Source organism: Roseovarius sp. B08 (assembly GCF_051417955.1).
GTDB lineage: Bacteria > Pseudomonadota > Alphaproteobacteria > Rhodobacterales > Rhodobacteraceae > Roseovarius.
This window is the reverse complement of sequence record NZ_JBPRLW010000001.1, coordinates 355,804-372,853: the sequence shown is the minus strand read 5'-3', so window position 1 is coordinate 372,853 and position 17,050 is coordinate 355,804. Positions and strand designations below refer to the sequence as shown.

Below are 17,050 nucleotides of genomic sequence, written 5' to 3'. Positions count from 1 at the left end.
GTTTTCTGCGCAGAAAACGGTCCCGCCCCGCGCGCAACACTACTCTTGATCGACACACGGTTTGCCCCTATACACCGCCCGTCCGGGGCTCGACCGAGTCGTCCGGACCTGTTTGTTTGGCAAAAGGGCCTGCTTTCTTCGGCACCCACCCGCCCGGCACGCAGCGCAGAGACAAAAGACATGACGACCTGACCTCCGGCGGGCACTTGCACGTGGACCCGATAGAAGACCAGGAGCTCTCAAGGCCGCGCATCACCTTTGCGGGACAACCGCAAGCAACCTAAGGAGTGGATCAGATGGACCTGATCGCTGAAATCGAGGCGGAACAAATCGCCGAACTGGGGAAGACCATCCCCGACTTCAAGGCCGGCGACACCGTGCGCGTCGGCTTCAAGGTGACCGAGGGCACCCGCAGCCGTGTGCAGATGTTCGAAGGCGTCTGCATCAGCCGCAAGAACGGCGAAGGCATCGCCGGCTCGTTCACCGTACGCAAGATTTCCTTCGGTGAAGGCGTGGAACGGGTGTTCCCGCTCTACTCGACCAACATCGACAGCATCGAGGTGGTGCGCCGTGGCCGCGTCCGCCGCGCCAAGCTGTATTACCTGCGCCAGCGCCGCGGCAAGTCGGCCCGGATCGCAGAGGTTTCCAACTACAAGCCCAAGTCGGGCGCAAACGCGTAAGGAGCGGACCAGATGAAAAAAGATCTGCACCCCGATTATCACTTCATCGACGTGAAGATGACCGACGGCACCGTCGTCCAGATGCGCTCTACCTGGGGCAAGGAAGGCGACACCCTGTCGCTCGACGTCGACCCCTCCGTGCACCCCGCCTGGACCGGCGGCGGCACCCGCCTGATGGATTCCGGCGGCCGCGTGTCGAAGTTCAAGAACAAGTACGCCGGCCTGGGCTTCTAAGCCACCCGCGTCCGCGACATCGAAAACGCCGCTCCACCCGGGGCGGCGTTTTTCGTCTTGGGGCCCGGCATGGCGCAAATGCAATATTTCCGCGCGATCGTTTCAAACCGGCTTCAACCGGACGGTCATACACCATAAAGTAGCGTCCGAACCTGCAAGGCAGTTCGCCGGATCAATAGCGGGGCAAAAGGGCACGGGCATGGCACATATCATCGTCGTCGGAAACGAAAAGGGCGGGGCGGGCAAATCCACCGTCTCGATGCACCTTGCCACGGCGCTTGCCCGAATGGGCCACAACGTCAGCGCACTCGACCTCGATCTGCGGCAAAAGACCTTTGGCCGCTACGCCCACAACCGCAGGGCCTATCTCGAAAAATCCGGGCTCGACCTGCCCGGTCCGCATTACCACGACCTGCCCGAGGTCGACGCCGACAAGCTCAAGCCCGGCGAAAACCTCTATGACCGCCGGCTTTCGGCGGCGGTGGCCGAACTCGAACCCGACAGCGACTTCATCATCATCGACTGTCCCGGCTCGCACACCCGGCTCAGCCAGGTGGCCCATTCGCTCGCCGACACGCTGGTCACGCCCCTGAACGACAGCTTCGTCGATTTCGACCTTCTCGCCCATGTGGATACCGACGGGCTGAAAATCCTCGGCCCCTCGGTCTATTCCGAGATGGTCTGGAACGCGCGGCAGTTGCGCGCGCAGGCGGGACTGAAGCCGATCGACTGGGTCGTCGTGCGCAACCGGCTGGGCGCACAGCAGATGGTGAACAAGGAAAAGATGGGCGCGGCACTGGAAAACCTCGCCAAGCGCATCGGTTTTCGCACCGCGCCGGGCTTCAACGAACGCGTCATCTTCCGCGAGCTTTTCCCGCGCGGTCTGACCCTTCTGGACCTCAAGGATATCGGCGTGAAGGGCCTGAACATATCCAACGTCGCCGCCCGTCAGGAATTGCGCGACCTGGTCAAGGCCCTGAACCTGCCCGGCGTGACGGTCGACTTCTGACGGCGCACCGCTCGGGCGCCGGATTTAGAGTATTCAGGGCAAGAAAAAGCAGCGCGACCTCACCGCCAGCTTCGAGCCCAATGCAAACTCTTCCCGGATACTGTCGCAGTTTGGATCAGGCGTTTTCACCGCGTTCGAGGCGCCGTCGTATTGCGTCGAGATGGGTCCGCGCCTGTGTCGGAGAGACCCCGTATCCATAGGGCTCCCCCTCTTCGACCCCCCACGGCACCAATACGTCGAACGTCACATCCATCAGCAACGAGAGGCTTTCGATATAGGCCGCGCGGTCGCTGTCGCCCAGCAACACGGCCTTCCATTCACCGCCCTGAACCCAGATCGAGTCTCCCGGAAACAGCAGACGTTGCTCGCCGCTGTCCCACAGAAACGCAGTTGTGCCAGGCGTGTGGCCGGGGGTCGGAATGATTTCAAGATCGTCACCAAGCCTCTGCCGGTCCGAAAACGTGCCTGCAAGTGGCATATCGGTCCGGTCTTCGTCCTCTGCGTGGACATAGGCAGGCGCCTCCAGATCCGGGGCGCCGAACATTGCTTCGTGCTGGTGGTTCAGCAGCAGCCGTTCGATCGGGCCAAGGGCGCGGATATCCTGCGCCGCCGCGTCGATGCCCGGTGAATTGTAGAGGATAACGTTGCCTTGCGGTCGCTCCAGCACGAAGGATCGCACCACCACACCTTTCAGGAACGGGAGGGGCGCGACCGGCGTTCCATGCAGGCCCGGGATCGTCGATTGCAGGCCAGTGTTGCCATCGAAGTGCAGATTGTCGGGCATGGGGCATGTCCTTCCCTGGCGTTACAAGTCCAACCCCGAAAGAAACCTTTTTGTTTCATGACGCGCGCGCCCGAGCTTTTTCTTGCTGAAAATACTCGAATGCCCGGCATCGGCCACGGGAACTACGCTTGCAGCGCTCAGCCTTCCCGGCGCACATGCGACCCGTCGCCCAGGATCACCTCATCCATCGGCACGTCCCAGGGCTGGGGAAAGATCGTCTGCAAGGGGCAGAAATCGTGGCCCACACCGATCACCCTTGGCCGCGGCGTCAGCCCCGCCAGCGTCATGTCGTAATACCCGCCGCCATTACCCAGCCTGTAACAGCCGTCATCGACCCCTAGCAGCGGCACAATGACGATATCCGGCGCGACCGCCTGCGCCTCGGCCGGGACGGGTATGTTCCAGATGCCGCGCGTCATCTTCGCGCCGGACCGCCAAAGATGGAACGCCACAGCACGGCCCTTTTCCACCACCACCGGCAATGCCACCTGCGCCCCCGCCGCGCTGGCCCGGCGGAGCCACGGCCGCAGGTCCAGCTCGCCACGGATCGGCCAGTAGCCGGCAATCACCTTGCCCGCCACGTCCCCCAGAACGCGGTCAATCGTGGTCATCACCGCCGCCGCCTGCCCGGCCAGCTCGTCCTGGGACATCTCCTTGCGCAGGGCATAGAGCCGGGCGCGATCACTTTTGCGAAACCGTGCCACGTCGGCCCGCGTTTGCGCATCCACGACATGGCCGCCCACCACGTCCTGCGCGAAACAGGGGGCCTCCCCACCCGGATCGTCCTCCGCGCCACTCATCGCCGCCGCCTGAGCGCCACCATGTTCGACACCAGCAGCGCCCCGATCACCACCGCGCCCCCCACGATGGCCCAGCGCCCCGGGTCCTCGCCCACCACGGCCCACACGAGCAGCGGCGCCAGCACCGATTCCAGCAGGATCAGCAGCGACACTTCCGCCGAGCTGATATAGCGCGGCCCCAATGTCAGAAAGCACGTGGCGACCGCGATGAACGCCCCGTGCAGCGCAAACAAATGCCATTGCGCCGCCACCGGCACCCAGGGCGACACGAAAGGCAGCACCACCAGCCCCGCCCCGATATAGGCCACCGGAATGGCCGGGATCATCGAGACGTCCTTCAATTGCCGCACCGCCGTCAGGGCCCCCGCGTAAGAGGCGCAGACGACCACCGCCCACACGTCGCCCTTCCAGCTGGCGATCTCGTTCTCGCCCGACCCATAGGCGATGATCGCCAGCCCCGCGAACACCCCCAGCATGGTCAGCACCATGCGCGCGCTGATCCCCTCGCCCAAAAACACCTTGCCGAAAATGGCTGCAAAAACCGGCATCGAGGCGAAGATGAACACCACGTTCGCCACGCTGGTCTGCGTCACCGCCAGCACGAAGCCGGGCGCGGTCGAGCCCATCAGCACGATATAGATCACCCCCGGCCAGCCGGTGCTGAGCGCGGCACGGGTCGACCCGCGCGGCATGAAGGCCAGCACGCCCACCAGGATGAACACCCCGGCAGTGATCCCGCGCCAGAAGGCCACGACCAGCGGCTCTGCCTCGATCAGCCGCACGAAGAGGGAGTCGGGCACCACGAACAACACGCCCAGCGTGGTCAGCAGCAGCCCTTTGAGATGCGCATTCATGGCGCGAAATTGCCTGGAATTTGATCAGAAAGTAAAGACCGTTGGCGCGGATTCAGTCACGGATGCGCCGCAGGTTCTCCGCGCCGCCTGGGCCACAACCCGGTTGCCCTGATGCCCGACACGCCACTCGCGACCCGCGCCTTGCCCAAGGGTCTAGGCGGCGCTCTGTCCTTCCCGCGGCGGACGCACGCCCGCGGGGCAGGCCGCGAGCACATGGTCGATCAGCGTCTGTTTCGACAGCGGCTTCGACAGGTAATGGTCGATCCCGATCGACAGGATATCGTCCTCGTCGCCTTCCATGGCGTGGGCGGTCATGGCCACGATGGGCACACGCGCGCCGCTCTCCGCCTCGATCTGCCGGATCGCGCGGGCCGCCTCCTTGCCGTCCATCTCGGGCATCGAGATATCCATGAACACGATGTCGGGCCGAAACGAGCGGTAGAAGGCCACCGCCTCCTCGCCGTTCACCGCGAATTTCAGGTCGATATCCATTGCCTTCACCATCTTGGAAAACACCAGCCGGTTGGTCTTGTTGTCCTCCGCCGCCAGCACCCGCATCACCCTTTGCGTCGCGGCGTGCGACGGCGGCGCGTCCGCCAAGCCAACCCTCAGGCCCGGCATCCGCGCCAAAGCCGCAAACAACGCGTTGCGCGGGAACGGCTTTTGCAGCACCGCATCGACGAACCGCCGGCCCGGGTCCTGATCGACGCTGCCGATATTGCCGCTCAGCAGCAGGACCGGCGCCGCGTGCCCGGCCTCTTTCAGGGCCTCGGCCAGCTCGATCCCGTCCATTTCGGGCATCACGTGGTCGGTGATCACAAGGCTCACCTCCGCGTCCATCGCCTCCAGCGCCCGCGCCCCGCTGTCGCAGCACACCACCGCGACCTCCAGCGCCGTGAACAACCGCTCCAGGATCGCGCGATTGAGCGCGTTGGTCTCGACGATCAGCACCTTGCGCAGCCCGTCGGGCACGCTGAAATCCTGCCCCGTCTCCGCCTCGGCAAGCGGCAGTTCCACGGCAAAGCCGAAGGTCGAGCCCTGCCCCTCGGCCGACTCCACCCAGATATCGCCGCCCATCAGCCGCACCAGCTTCTCCGAGATCGCCAGCCCCAGCCCCGTGCCCTCGAACTTGCGGTTGCTCTCGCCGTCCACCTGGTTGAACTCGCCGAAGATGTGCCCGACCTTGTCGGCCGGAATGCCGATGCCGCTGTCCTCGATCGTCACGTGCAGACGCGCCGCACCCTCCGTCTCGGCCTCCACACCCACGACCCGCACCATAACGTGGCCTTCCTCGGTAAACTTCACCGCATTGCCCAGAAGGTTCGTCATGATCTGCCGCAGCCGCCCCGGATCGCCCACGAACCGCGTCGGCAGGAACAGATCGTAATCCACCAGCAGGTCGATCCCCTTGTCCCGCGCGTTCACCTGCATCAGCATGATCAACTCGTGAATGCAGCGTTCCAGGTCGAACGGCTCTTCGTGCAGCACCAGCTTTTCGGCCTCGATCTTGGAATAATCCAGCACGTCGTTGATGATCACGAGCAGCGCCTCGCCCGAATTCTTGATCGTGTTGGCATATAGCAGCTGTTCCTCGTCCAGCTCGGTATCCGTCAACAGCTCCGCCATGCCCACCACCCCGTTCATCGGCGTGCGGATCTCGTGGCTCATGTTCGCCAGGAAGGAGGATTTCGCCCGGCTCGCCGCCTCGGCCTTGCGCCGCGCCTCTTTCAGGCGCTCCTCATAGCGGATCGTGTCGGTGATGTTCAGCGCAAGGCTGACCACGTCGCCGGTCTGACCGCGCTGGTCAATGAGCTTGATATAGGCGCCGTTCCACAGCCGGATGATTTCCGGCTCCGGCGCCACGGTCTGCCAGCGGTCCAGCATCTTCTCGCGCCACGCCGCCGGGTCCGCATCCCCGATATCGACGACGCCCTCTTCGGTCACGCATTGCAGGATCTCGACATAGCTGATCCCCGGCTTGACGTCCTCCAGCCCCTCGAACACGCCCAGCCACGCGTGGTTGGCCGCGATCATCCGGCTTTCGGCATCGAAAAAGGCGAACCCGTCCTGGATCGTCTGGATCGAATGCCACAGCCGCCGCTCGGCGATGGCGACCTTCTCGTTGGCCACGTTCAGATCGGATTTCACCCGCGCGTTCTCGTCCCGCACGGTTTGCACTTCTGCGCGGGTCTCGACGATCTCCTCGCTCAGCGCACGGGCATGGCGGCCCAGCTTGCGGTTCGCGGCCTGAAGCTCCGCCTGTTTCTGTTCCAGCAGACGTTCGGCGGCCAACCGGGCCCGCCTTTCCTCCGCCAGTTTGTTGGCAAGGCTCATGCCCCAACCTCCGCCGTTGCCGGTCATTCTCGTGCCTCAATCTCCCTTATTATGGTGAACAAGTGCTTAAATCCTGACCTGCCCCGGGCGCAGGAATCGTTGTCTTGCCGTGGGGCGCATGGCACCATGCCGCCATTCGTTGAAGGAGGGCATTATGCTCCAACGCTTTCTCGCCGCCATTGTTCTCAGCCTTTCCGCCAGCCTCGTCCCCTCCGGCGCGCTGGCCCAGGATGCCGTGCCCGAACGGCGCGAGGTCGTGACCAAGGATGTCGACTTCTTCGGTTCCGATCTCGACCCGCTTTTCGACACCACGCTCGAAGCCTGCCGCAACCTCTGCTTTTCCAACAACGCCTGCCGCGCCTACACCTTCAACACCCGCTCCAATTCCTGCTTCCCCAAAAGCGCCCTGACCGAGACCAAGCCCTACGAGGGCGCGATCTCCGCCGAGGTCTTCAATACCGATACCCGCGTCCTAGACGACGCGTCCGCCCGCACCGCCGATCTGGGCTTCCTCAATCCGGGCGATCTGAACCAGGCCCGCGACCAGGCCACCGGCATCGGCGCGCGCCATCCCGGCGGGCAATGGGACGTGCCCGCCATGGTCAACGCCGCACAGGACCGCATCGCGCAGCAGGATTACCTCAACGCCATGCGCTGGATGGGGGCCGCCGTGGCCCGCTCGGACGCCGCCGACCAATGGGCGGAATACGCCCGCCTGTCGCTGCTGATCCCGGCGCAGAACGACTCCGAGAAACGCAACTATGCGGAACGCGCCTTCCAGGCCGCGATCAACGCCTACCTGCGTGCGCCCGGCGATCCCGCGCGCATCAACGCCCTTCTGCTGATGTCGCAGGCGCTGGAGACGATGGGCCGGGGCCAGGCCACCGTGCCCACCCTGCGCCTGGCCGAATCGATCCAGCCACGCGACGACGTGATGACCGCGCTCGACGCCGCCATCGCCAAATACGGCTTCCGCATCACCGACCACCGCGCCGAAAGCGACAGCGCCCAGCCCCGCCTCTGCGCGGAATTCTCCGAACCGCTGGTCGAGGCGGGCACCGATTACACGCCCTTCGTCCGCCTGCCCGATCCCGGCCTCGTGGTCCAGCCCGACGGCAACCAGATCTGCATCGCCGGCGTCCAGCATGGCGAACGCTACCGCGTCACCTTCCGCGAGGGGCTGCCCGCCGCCAGCGGCGAGAAACTCCAGCGCGACACCGAGATCACGCTCTACGTCCGCGACCGTTCCTCGCGCGTCAGCTTTCCGGGCCGGGCCTATATCCTGCCCAAGGCCGCCGACACCGCCCTGCCGATCGAGACCGTCAACCTCGACGAGGTCGAGCTGCTCCTGCGCCGCGTCTCCGACCGCAATCTTCTCCGCACCATGCAGCAGGATTTCTTCGGTCGCCCGTTCAGCCAGTACCAGGAACGCGAGTTCGGCAACGAGATCGCCGAGGAGGTCTGGACCGGCACCGGCGAGGTGCAGAACACCCTGAACCGGACCATGACCACCCGCCTGCCGCTGGGCGATGTGCTGGCCGACGAGGCCCCCGGCATCTACGCGCTGACCGCCACCATCCCCGGCGCCGATCCCTTCGACAATCCCGGCGCCACGCAATGGTTCGTGCTGACCGACCTGGGCCTGACCACGTTCAAGGGCAATGACGGTCTGCACGTTTTCGTGCGTGGTCTGGCCGATGCGCAGGCGCAATCCGGCGTCGAGCTCTCGCTGCTGTCGCGCTCCAACAGCGTGCTGGGCACGGCCACGACCGATGACCAGGGCCACGCGCTCTTTGCCCCCGGCCTGACACGCGGCACCTCCGGCGCGGCCCCCGCGATGATCCTCGCCAACGCGGGCGACGACGACATGGCCTTCCTGTCGCTCACCGACCCCGCCTTCGACCTTTCGGATCGCGGCGTCGAGGGCCGCCCGCCCGCGCCGCCCATCGACGTCTTCCTCGCCACCGACCGCGGCGCCTATCGCCCGGGCGAGGTGATCCACGCGACGGCCCTCGCGCGCGACAACGTGGCCGAGGCGATCCCCGGCCTGCCCCTCACCGCCATCCTGCGCCGCCCCGACGGCGTGGAATACTCCCGCCAGTTGTCCGGCGATGACGACGCGGGCGGCCACGTCTTCACCCTGCCGGTCGGTGCGAGTGTCCCCACCGGCAGCTGGACGCTCGACATCCTGTCCGCCCCCGAGGACGACCCGCTGGTCAGCCGCACGCTGCTGGTCGAGGATTTCCTGCCCGAGCGCATCGACTTCGACCTGTCGCTGCCGGACGGCCCCATCCGCCCCGGCGACACGCCGCCGCTCACCATCGACGCCCGCTATCTCTTCGGCGCGCCCGGTGCTGGCCTCGTGGCCGATGGCAACGTCAAGGTCTCCGCCCGCTCCACGCTCGACGACTTCCCCGGCTACCGCTTCGGCCGCCATGACGACCCGGCGGGCGCCCGCATCACCTACCTGCCCGGCGGCAAGACCGGCGCGGATGGCCAGCTTCAGATGGCCGCCGAAATGCCCGAGTTCGACGTCACCGACCGCCCGTTCGAGGCCGACATCACCGTGACCCTCCGCGAAGGCTCCGGTCGCCCGGTCGAACGCACGCTTTCCCGCATGCTTGCCCCCGCCGGCCCCATGATCGGCATCAAGCCCATGGCCGACGGCGTCGTCCCCGAAAACTCCGAAGCCCGCTTCCAGGTCATCGGCATCGCGCCCGATCTCACGCCCGTCCCGATGGACGTGAAATGGACGGTCAACCGCGTCACCACGCGCTACCAGTGGTACCAGGATTACGGCTCGTGGAACTGGGAGCCGATCACGACCCGCGAACAGGTCGCCACCGGCGACGCCACACTCGGGACCGATCCCCTGACCGTCTCCGCCCCCGTCGAGTGGGGCCACTATGAACTTGTCGTAGAACGCACCGGCGGCGACTACGTCTCGTCCTCCACCGATTTCTACGCCGGCTGGTACGCCCCCGCCGACGCCAGCGACACGCCCGACACGCTGGAGCTGTCGCTGGACCAGCCGGAATACACCCCCGGCGACACCGCCCAGCTGCGCGTCGTGCCCCGCTATGCCGGCACCGCGCTCATCACCGTCATGTCGAACCACGTCATCGAACGGCAGGCGGTCGAGGTCACCGAGGGCGAGAACACCATCCCTCTCACCATCACCGAGGACTGGGGCGCAGGCGCTTACGTGACAGCCCAGGTCATCCGCCCGATGAACGTCAGCGCGGGCCAGAACCCGGCCCGCTCGCTCGGCCTCAGCTACGCCAAGATCGCCCCCGGCGACAAGCAGCTCTCCGTCTCCATCGACGCCCCCGACACCGCCGCCCCGCGCGGGCCGCTGGACGTCAACGTGAGCGTGGACGGGCTGGCGGAGGGCCAGACCGGCTACGTCACCCTCGCCGCCGTCGACGTTGGCGTGCTCAACATCACCGGCTTCCAGTCGCCCGATCCCTCGGGCCACTATTTCGGCCAGCGCCGCCTTGGCGTGGAAATCCGCGACCTCTATGGCCGCCTCATCGACGGCATGAACGGCGCCGAGGGCCAGGTCCGCTCCGGCGGCGACGCGGGCAATCCGCTCTCCGGCACCCAGCCGCCGCCCACCGAAGACCTCGTCGCCTACTTCACCGGACCGCTGGAGATCGGCCCCGACGGCACCGCGAAGGCCAGCTTCGACATGCCCGACTTCAACGGCACCGTCCGCTTCATGGCCGTCGCGTGGTCCCCCACCGCCGTGGGCCAGGCCGAGGACGAGACCATCGTGCGCGATCCGGTCGTCGTCACCGCCTCCCTGCCGCGCTTCCTCGCCCCCGGCGACGAAAGCCGCCTTCTGCTTGAGATTCAACACACCGAAGGGCCAACAGGCCGCATGGGCCTCGATGTGTCCAGCACCGGCCTTACTTTGGGCGGCACCATCCCCTCCGGCCTCGAACTGGGCGAACAGGAAAAAACTACGCTCTCCCTGCCCATCACGGCGGGCGAGGTGGGCGACGCCACCGTGCGCATCGCCCTCACCACGCCCGACGGCAAGCAACTGACCAAGGAGATGCCGCTGGGCATCCGCGCCAACGATCCGGTCATCGCCACCACTCGCCGCTTCTCTCTCGGCGCGGGCGACAGCTTCACGCTGGGAGGTGACGTCTTCGCCGACCTGCGCCCCGACACGGCCAGCGCCATCCTCGCGGCGGGACCCTTGGCGAAGCTCGACGCGCCCCGCCTTCTGGCCGCGCTCGACCGCTACCCTTACGGGTGCACCGAACAGGTGGTCAGCCGCGCCATGCCGCTCCTCTACTTCAACCAGATCGCCGCCGCGATGGGCCTCGCCTCCGAGGCGGAGGCGAAGACCCGCATCGACCAATCCATCGCCCGCATCCTCACGCGCCAATCCTCCGGCGGCAGCTTCGGCCTCTGGCGCGCAAGCTCGGGTGATTTCTGGCTCGACGCCTATGTTGCCGACTTCCTGTCGCGCGCAAAGACGGAAGGCTTCGACGTCCCCGACACCGCCTACACCATGGCGATGGACAACCTGCGCAACCGCATCAACTACGCGCCCGACTTCGATCAGGGCGGCGAAGACATCGCCTACGCGCTCATGGTCCTCGCCCGCGAGGGCGCGGCCCGCATGGGCGACCTGCGCTACTACGCCGACGTCAAGGCACAGGCCTTCGCGACGCCCCTGGCCCAGGCCCAACTGGGTGCGGCCCTCGCCTTCTACGGCGACCAGACCCGCGCCGACCGCATGTTCGCCGCGGCCCAGCAGACGATCAACCAGACCTCCGGCGCCGAAGGCCAGGTCTGGCGCGCCGACTATGGCACCCGCTTGCGCGACCGCGCCGGCGTGCTGACCCTGGCGACCGAGGCGGGCAGCAATGCCGTCAATGCCGACGCGCTGGCCAGCGCCATCGCGGCGGAAGGCCCGCACATGTCGACGCAGGAACAGGCGTGGTCCCTTCTGGCCGCCCGCGCGCTCCTCAGCGACCCGTCCGTCTCGGGCCTCTCGCTCGACGGCACGCCCGTTTCGGGCCCCTTCGTGCGCACCATCTCCGCCACGTCCCTGACGCCACAAACCCTCACCAACACCGGCGCCAACGCCACCGACATCACCCTCACCACCCTCGGCGTGCCGGTGACACCGCCCGAGGCCGGCGGCTATGGCTATGCCATTGAACGCAGCTATTTCGACATGGACGGCACGCCGGTGGACCTGTCGACAGTGACCACCGGCACCCGCCTCGTCACCGTGCTGACGGTCCGCCCGTTCGAGAAGGGCGAGGCGCGGCTCATCATCGACGACCCGCTGCCGGCGGGGCTGGAAATCGACAACCCGAACCTGCTGCGCTCGGGCGACGTGAACGCGCTCGACTGGCTCGACCCGGCCAGTGCCGAGCATTCCGAGTTCCGCGCCGATCGCTTCATCGCTGCCGTCGACTGGCGCTCGGACGACGCCTTCCGCCTTGCCTACATCGTCCGCGCGATCTCACCGGGCAGCTACCACCACCCGGCGGCCTCGGTCGAGGACATGTACCGCCCGCAATACCGCGCCCGCTCGGCCACCGGGCGCCTGACGGTCACGGCGGTATGACGGGCCAGGGTATATGACAGGCAAGACCGTCGCCACGATCACCTGGCGCGCGCTTTATTGCGAGGGGCAGGACACCTGCCGCCTCGCCCGCGCCGATCACGGCTGGCTGTTGGTCGGCCACGCCCGGTTCCACGACGACGCCGGTTTCGCGGCGCTGGACTACGTCGTGCGCTGCACCGAGAACTGGCAGACCCTCGACGCCGATATCGCCGGCACCCATGGCGAAAGCGAGGTCCGCCTGCATATCGACCACCGCAACGGCGAATGGCTGCTGAACGAGACACCGCAACCCGGGCTTGAGGACGCCACCGACATCGACCTCAGCTTCACGCCCGCCACCAACCTCATGCCCCTGCGCCGCCTTGAAAAACAGCAGGGCGACACCCTGACCACCCGCGCCGCATGGCTGCACTATCCCGCCGCCGCCCTCGCGCCGCTCGACCAGACCTATCAACGTACGCATACGTATGGTATCATCGACTACCGCGCCGAACAGACCGATTACAGCACCACGCTCGAGGTCAACGACGCGGGTTTCGTCACCGGTTATCCCGGCCTCTGGCACGCGGAAGATCAGCATGTTCCGCTGTGACCGCCTGCTTCTGCTTCTGGCCCTCGCGCTCTTCGCCGCGGGCCTCGGGCGCGACAAGCTCGACCAGTGGATCACAGCCACCGACCTGCCGCCCCTCCTGACGCCTCTCTCCACCGAGGTCCGCGACCGCACCGGCACGCTCCTGCGGGTCTACACGGTCGAGGATGGCCGCTGGCGGCTCGGCGCCACGCCCGACGCGGTGGATGCGGGCTATCTCGAAATGCTCATCGCCTACGAGGACAAGCGCTTTTACACCCATTCCGGCGTCGATCCCCGCGCCATTCTCCGCGCGACCGCGCAGGCCCTCTGGAACGGCGAGGTCGTGTCGGGCGCCTCCACCCTCACCATGCAGGTCGCCCGCCTGCTCGAGGACAGCGGCACCGGGCAGCTCAGCGGCAAGCTCCGCCAGGCCCGCGTCGCGCTGGCGTTGGAGCGTCGCCTCACCAAGGCACAGATCCTCCAACTCTACCTCGAACGCGCCCCCTTCGGCGGCAATATCGAAGGCGTCCGCGCCGCCAGCTACGCATGGTTTGGCAAGGACCCCGCCGCCTGACCCCGCCGAAGCCGCGCTCTTGGTGGCCTTGCCCCAATCCCCTGAATCCCGCCGCCCCGACCGCCACCATTTCCAGGCGGCCGAGGCCCGCGCCCGCGTCCTCGCCCGCGCCGAACGCGACAGCCTGCTGACGCCCGGCGCGGTCCAGGCCGCCCTGACCGAGCCTGTCCCCCACACCCGCCGCGCCTTTCCGTTCCTCGCGCCTCATATGGCCGACCGTGCGATATCCGACGATCCCGCCCGCCTGCGCCACGACCTCACGCTCGACGCCCCCCTGCAAGCCGCGCTGGAACGCCTCGCCACGCACAGCCTGCGTGACCTGCCCGCCGACGTCTCCATCGCGATGATGATCGCCGACCACCAGACCGGCGACATCCTCGCCTCCGTCGGCTCCGCCACCTATGGCATCGGCGACGCCCGCTCCGGTTTCGTCGACATGACACAAGCGATGCGCTCCCCCGGCTCCACGCTCAAGCCCTTCATCTACGCCATGGGGTTCGACCGGGGCCTCGCCCATCCGCAAACGCTGATCCACGACCGCCCCGTCGCCTTCGGCACCTACGCGCCACAGAATTTCGACGGCGCCTTCCGGGGCGACCTGACCGTGGCCGACGCCCTGCGCCAGTCGCTCAACATCCCCGTCGTGCTGCTCCTGGACGAGATCGGCCCCGCCCACCTGCTCGACACCCTGCGCCGTGCCGGCGTGCCCACCGAGCTGCCCGGCGACCAGCCCGGCCTCGCTGTCGGCCTCGGCGGCCTCGGCATTACGCTCGAAGGCCTGACCACCGCCTACGCCATGCTGGCAAATGGCGGCCAGACCCGCCCGCTCCACTGGCGGCAGGGCACAAACAACCATACGCCAACGAATGTCCTGAACCGCGCCGCGGCCTGGCATGTCGCCGACATCCTCGCGGGTCTCGCGCCACCCCCGGGCGCGCCGAAACGCCGACTGGCCTACAAGACCGGCACCTCATACGGCCACCGCGACGCCTGGGCCGTGGGGTTCGACGGTCGGCACGTCGCCGCCGTCTGGATCGGCCGCCCCGACGGCACGCCCGTCCCCGGCGCCTTCGGCGGGGACCTCGCCGCCCCCGTCCTCTTCGAGGCGTTCCAGCGCCTGAAACCCAAAGCCGACGCCCTGCCGCCGCCCCCGCCCGAGGCGCTGCTGCTGCCCACCGCCCGCCTGCCGCAACCCCTGCGCCGCTTCGCCAGCCGCGATGCGGTGTTTCAACCGTCCGAGGATGCGCCCAAGCTGATCTTCCCCCCCGCCGGCGCCCGCCTTCCCATCCAGGACGGTCGCCTGACGGTCAAGCTGCGCGACGGCAAGCCGCCTTTCACCTGGCTCGCCAACGGCACGCCACAGAAAACCGACACCCGCCGCCGCGAGGCTGAGCTGAACGGCCTTGCGCGCGGCTATTCCAAGCTGTCGGTGATCGACGCGATGGGCCGCTCCAGCAGCGTCACCGTCTGGATCGACTGACGCCCCAATCTGCGCAGAAAGTACCCGCGAAACGGCACCGTTCGGCACCAAGAATTTTCGAAAATTCTTGCCCGATTTCTTGCAAGAAATCGTCCCGAAAAATTGCAATTTTTCACCGCGGAATTTTGCAAAATTCCGCCAGCGCCCCTCACATCCGCTCGATGGCCACGGCAATCCCCTGCCCGCCGCCGATGCACATGGTAATCAGCGCCTTCGTCCCGCCGATCCGCTCCAGCTCGTAAAGCGCCTTCACCATCAGGATCGCCCCCGTCGCCCCCACCGGATGCCCCAGTGCGATCGCGCCGCCATTCGGGTTCACCTTGTCCGTATCCAGCCCCAACCCCCGGTTCACCGCAATCGCCTGCGCTGCAAACGCCTCGTTCGATTCCACCACGTCGAAATCGCCCGCGCTCAGCCCGGTCTTCTCCAGCAGGCTCTCCACCGCCGGCACGGGCCCGATGCCCATCACCTCGGGGCGCACGCCGGCATGGGCATAGCCCAGCACCCGCGCCTTGGGTTTCAGCCCGGCCTTCTCGGCCGCCTCCGCCCGGGCAAAGACCAGCGCCGCCGCGCCATCATTGATGCCGCTGGCATTCCCGGCCGTCACCGTGCCGTCTTTCTGAAACGCCGCCCGCAACCCGGCCAACCCTTCTGCGGTCGTCGGCTTGGGATGCTCATCCGTCTCGAACGCCACCATGTCGCGCTTCACGCGCACCTCCACCGGCACGATCTGGCTGGCGAAGTGCCCCGCCTCGATCGCCTTCGCCGCCCGTGCCTGGCTTTCCAGCGCAAAGGCGTCCTGATCCTCGCGGCTGACCCCATGCTCGGCGGCCACGTTCTCGGCGGTCACCCCCATATGCCCGGTGCCAAAGGGACAGTTCAGCGCCCCCAGCATCATGTCCAGCGTGCGCACATCGCCCATCTTTGCGCCCCAGCGCTGCTCCGGCACGATGAAGGGCGAGCGGCTCATGCTCTCGGCCCCGCCCGCGACGCCGAACTCCGCATCGCCCAGCATCAGCGACTGCATGACCGACACCACCGCCTGCGCGCCCGAGCCACACAGCCTGTTCACGTTCATCGCCGGCGTGGTCTCGGGAATGCCCGCCTCCATCGCGGCGACCCGGCTCAGGTACATGTCGCGCGGCTCGGTGTTGATGACATGGCCGAAGACCACGTGCCCCACCTGCCCCGGCTCCACGCCCGACCGCTCCAGCGCGGCCCTGGTCACCGTCGCGCCCAGCTGCCCCGGCGGCGTGCCCGCCAGCGATCCGCCAAATGTGCCGATGGCCGTGCGCACGCCATCCAGAAGAACGATATCCGTCATCAGAGCCTCCCTGAATTACCTGAGATGATCATCGCGCCCCGCGTCCCCACCCGCAAGCCCGACGTCCCGTCATGGCTCCAGCGGCTTCCGGCCGGCTTCCGTCAGCACCCAACAGCGTCGCCCCTCGAACACCGCAGCCCGCAGCGGACGCCCCCATCCCGCACCGACATCCAGCGCCACGCGGTTGCCGTGATGTTCGGGCGCGTCCACCGGGGTGTGACCATGCACCACCAGCTTGCCGTGATCGCGGGTGTCGTAAAGAAACGCATCGCGGATCCACAACAGGTCCTCCGGCACCTGCCGCTCCAGCGGCGTGCCGGGCGAGATCCCGGCGTGACAAAGGAACAGCTGATCGGTTTCATGGGTGTAAGGCAAGGAGCTCAGGAACTGGCGATGCACGCCCGGCACCTGCTCGCGCCAGTCCCCTTCATACGCGGGCGACTTGATTCCGTAAGAGGCCAGCGTTTCCCGCCCGCCAAGGTTGCCCTGCATCCACCACTGAAATCGTTCGGGTTCCATGGTGCCTTCCAGCGCATTCAGAAACATCTGATCGTGATTGCCCCGCAGCGCGGTCCAGTCGCGCCCCGCCGCGATGCCGTCGATCAGCGTCTGGATCACGCCGCGGCTGTCGGGGCCCCGGTCGGTATAGTCACCCAGAAAGACAATCCGCGCATCCGGGCCTTCATGCCGCGCGACGAGGCTCAGCACACGATCCATTTCGGCGCGGTAGCCATGAATATCCGGAATCACACAAAGCGGCTTGGTCATGCACCATCACCTAATGCAGCTGCGACGCCTTGCAAACCCTCG

The 17,050-nt window shown here is 67.0% G+C and carries 11 protein-coding genes and 1 pseudogene; 6 read left to right on the top strand and 6 right to left on the bottom strand.

Features of this window, described 5'->3' with window-relative positions; genetic code table 11:
- Window positions 1-296: 296 nt before the first annotated feature.
- The 3 genes from rplS (at window position 297) to ACSQ76_RS01810 (ending at window position 1,923) form a co-directional block, all read left to right on the top strand.
- Entirely contained in the window at window positions 297-680 is a 384-nt protein-coding gene (gene rplS / locus ACSQ76_RS01820) for a 50S ribosomal protein L19 (RefSeq protein WP_057790669.1), read from the top strand.
- Between the two features lie 12 nt (window positions 681-692).
- A complete protein-coding gene (gene rpmE / locus ACSQ76_RS01815) occupies window positions 693-914 on the top strand; it encodes a 50S ribosomal protein L31 (RefSeq protein ID WP_057790667.1) in 222 nt (73 codons plus the stop codon).
- A gap of 199 nt (window positions 915-1,113) precedes the next feature.
- Window positions 1,114-1,923, top strand: a complete 810-nt coding sequence (locus tag ACSQ76_RS01810; RefSeq protein WP_437155224.1) for a division plane positioning ATPase MipZ — start codon at window positions 1,114-1,116, stop codon at window positions 1,921-1,923.
- A gap of 115 nt (window positions 1,924-2,038) precedes the next feature.
- On the opposite strand, the gene ACSQ76_RS01805 is transcribed toward ACSQ76_RS01810, so the two are convergent.
- The 4 genes from ACSQ76_RS01805 to ACSQ76_RS01790 all read right to left on the bottom strand — a co-directional run bounded on the left by ACSQ76_RS01805 (window position 2,039) and on the right by ACSQ76_RS01790 (window position 6,695).
- Window positions 2,039-2,707, bottom strand: coding sequence for an MBL fold metallo-hydrolase (locus ACSQ76_RS01805; RefSeq protein WP_437155223.1), 669 nt, complete (start codon window positions 2,705-2,707; stop codon window positions 2,039-2,041).
- A 137-nt stretch (window positions 2,708-2,844) separates the two neighbouring features.
- Window positions 2,845-3,507, bottom strand: a complete 663-nt coding sequence (locus tag ACSQ76_RS01800) for a 5-formyltetrahydrofolate cyclo-ligase (RefSeq protein WP_437155222.1) — start codon at window positions 3,505-3,507, stop codon at window positions 2,845-2,847.
- Complete coding sequence (locus tag ACSQ76_RS01795; RefSeq protein WP_437155221.1) at window positions 3,504-4,361, bottom strand: DMT family transporter; 858 nt, start codon at window positions 4,359-4,361, stop codon at window positions 3,504-3,506. Before ACSQ76_RS01795 ends, ACSQ76_RS01800 begins: the two co-directional genes overlap by 4 nt.
- A 153-nt stretch (window positions 4,362-4,514) precedes the next feature.
- Window positions 4,515-6,695, bottom strand: a complete 2,181-nt coding sequence (locus ACSQ76_RS01790; protein ID WP_437155220.1) for a response regulator — start codon at window positions 6,693-6,695, stop codon at window positions 4,515-4,517.
- Window positions 6,696-6,849: 154 nt separating this feature from the next.
- Here ACSQ76_RS01790 and ACSQ76_RS01785 point away from each other — a divergent pair, with 154 nt between their 5' ends.
- The 3 genes and pseudogenes from ACSQ76_RS01785 (at window position 6,850) to pbpC (ending at window position 14,916) form a co-directional block, all read left to right on the top strand.
- Window positions 6,850-12,291 carry an MG2 domain-containing protein gene (locus ACSQ76_RS01785; RefSeq protein ID WP_437155219.1) on the top strand — a complete coding sequence of 1,814 codons (5,442 nt, stop codon included), beginning with the start codon at window positions 6,850-6,852 and terminating at the stop codon, window positions 12,289-12,291.
- A 13-nt stretch (window positions 12,292-12,304) separates the two neighbouring features.
- A complete protein-coding gene (locus tag ACSQ76_RS01780; RefSeq protein ID WP_437155218.1) occupies window positions 12,305-12,883 on the top strand; it encodes a putative glycolipid-binding domain-containing protein in 579 nt (192 codons plus the stop codon).
- Window positions 12,870-14,916 (top strand): annotated as a pseudogene (pbpC, locus tag ACSQ76_RS01775) (penicillin-binding protein 1C). Before ACSQ76_RS01780 ends, pbpC begins: the two are co-directional and overlap by 14 nt.
- 148 nt (window positions 14,917-15,064) lie before the next feature.
- On the opposite strand, the gene ACSQ76_RS01770 reads toward pbpC, so the two are convergent.
- On the bottom strand, window positions 15,065-16,240 hold the full coding sequence (locus ACSQ76_RS01770) for an acetyl-CoA C-acyltransferase family protein (protein ID WP_437155217.1): 1,176 nt from the start codon (window positions 16,238-16,240) through the stop codon (window positions 15,065-15,067).
- A gap of 69 nt (window positions 16,241-16,309) precedes the next feature.
- Window positions 16,310-17,008 (bottom strand): metallophosphoesterase family protein, encoded by a 699-nt coding sequence (locus ACSQ76_RS01765; RefSeq protein WP_437155216.1) that lies wholly within the window; start codon window positions 17,006-17,008, stop codon window positions 16,310-16,312.
- Window positions 17,009-17,050: the final 42 nt, after the last annotated feature.

What these genes read in the sequence shown, in the direction of transcription:
- ACSQ76_RS01780 (WP_437155218.1), top strand. Translation starts at nt 12,305, where the DNA reads ATGACAGGCAAGACCGTCGCCACGATCACCTGGCGCGCGCTTTATTGC.
- ACSQ76_RS01765 (WP_437155216.1), bottom strand. Translation starts at nt 17,008, where the DNA reads ATGACCAAGCCGCTTTGTGTGATTCCGGATATTCATGGCTACCGCGCC.
- rpmE (WP_057790667.1), top strand. Translation starts at nt 693, where the DNA reads ATGAAAAAAGATCTGCACCCCGATTATCACTTCATCGACGTGAAGATG.
- ACSQ76_RS01805 (WP_437155223.1), bottom strand. Translation starts at nt 2,707, where the DNA reads ATGCCCGACAATCTGCACTTCGATGGCAACACTGGCCTGCAATCGACG.
- ACSQ76_RS01800 (WP_437155222.1), bottom strand. Translation starts at nt 3,507, where the DNA reads ATGAGTGGCGCGGAGGACGATCCGGGTGGGGAGGCCCCCTGTTTCGCG.
- ACSQ76_RS01770 (WP_437155217.1), bottom strand. Translation starts at nt 16,240, where the DNA reads ATGACGGATATCGTTCTTCTGGATGGCGTGCGCACGGCCATCGGCACA.
- ACSQ76_RS01790 (WP_437155220.1), bottom strand. Translation starts at nt 6,695, where the DNA reads ATGAGCCTTGCCAACAAACTGGCGGAGGAAAGGCGGGCCCGGTTGGCC.
- ACSQ76_RS01785 (WP_437155219.1), top strand. Translation starts at nt 6,850, where the DNA reads ATGCTCCAACGCTTTCTCGCCGCCATTGTTCTCAGCCTTTCCGCCAGC.
- ACSQ76_RS01795 (WP_437155221.1), bottom strand. Translation starts at nt 4,361, where the DNA reads ATGAATGCGCATCTCAAAGGGCTGCTGCTGACCACGCTGGGCGTGTTG.
- rplS (WP_057790669.1), top strand. Translation starts at nt 297, where the DNA reads ATGGACCTGATCGCTGAAATCGAGGCGGAACAAATCGCCGAACTGGGG.
- ACSQ76_RS01810 (WP_437155224.1), top strand. Translation starts at nt 1,114, where the DNA reads ATGGCACATATCATCGTCGTCGGAAACGAAAAGGGCGGGGCGGGCAAA.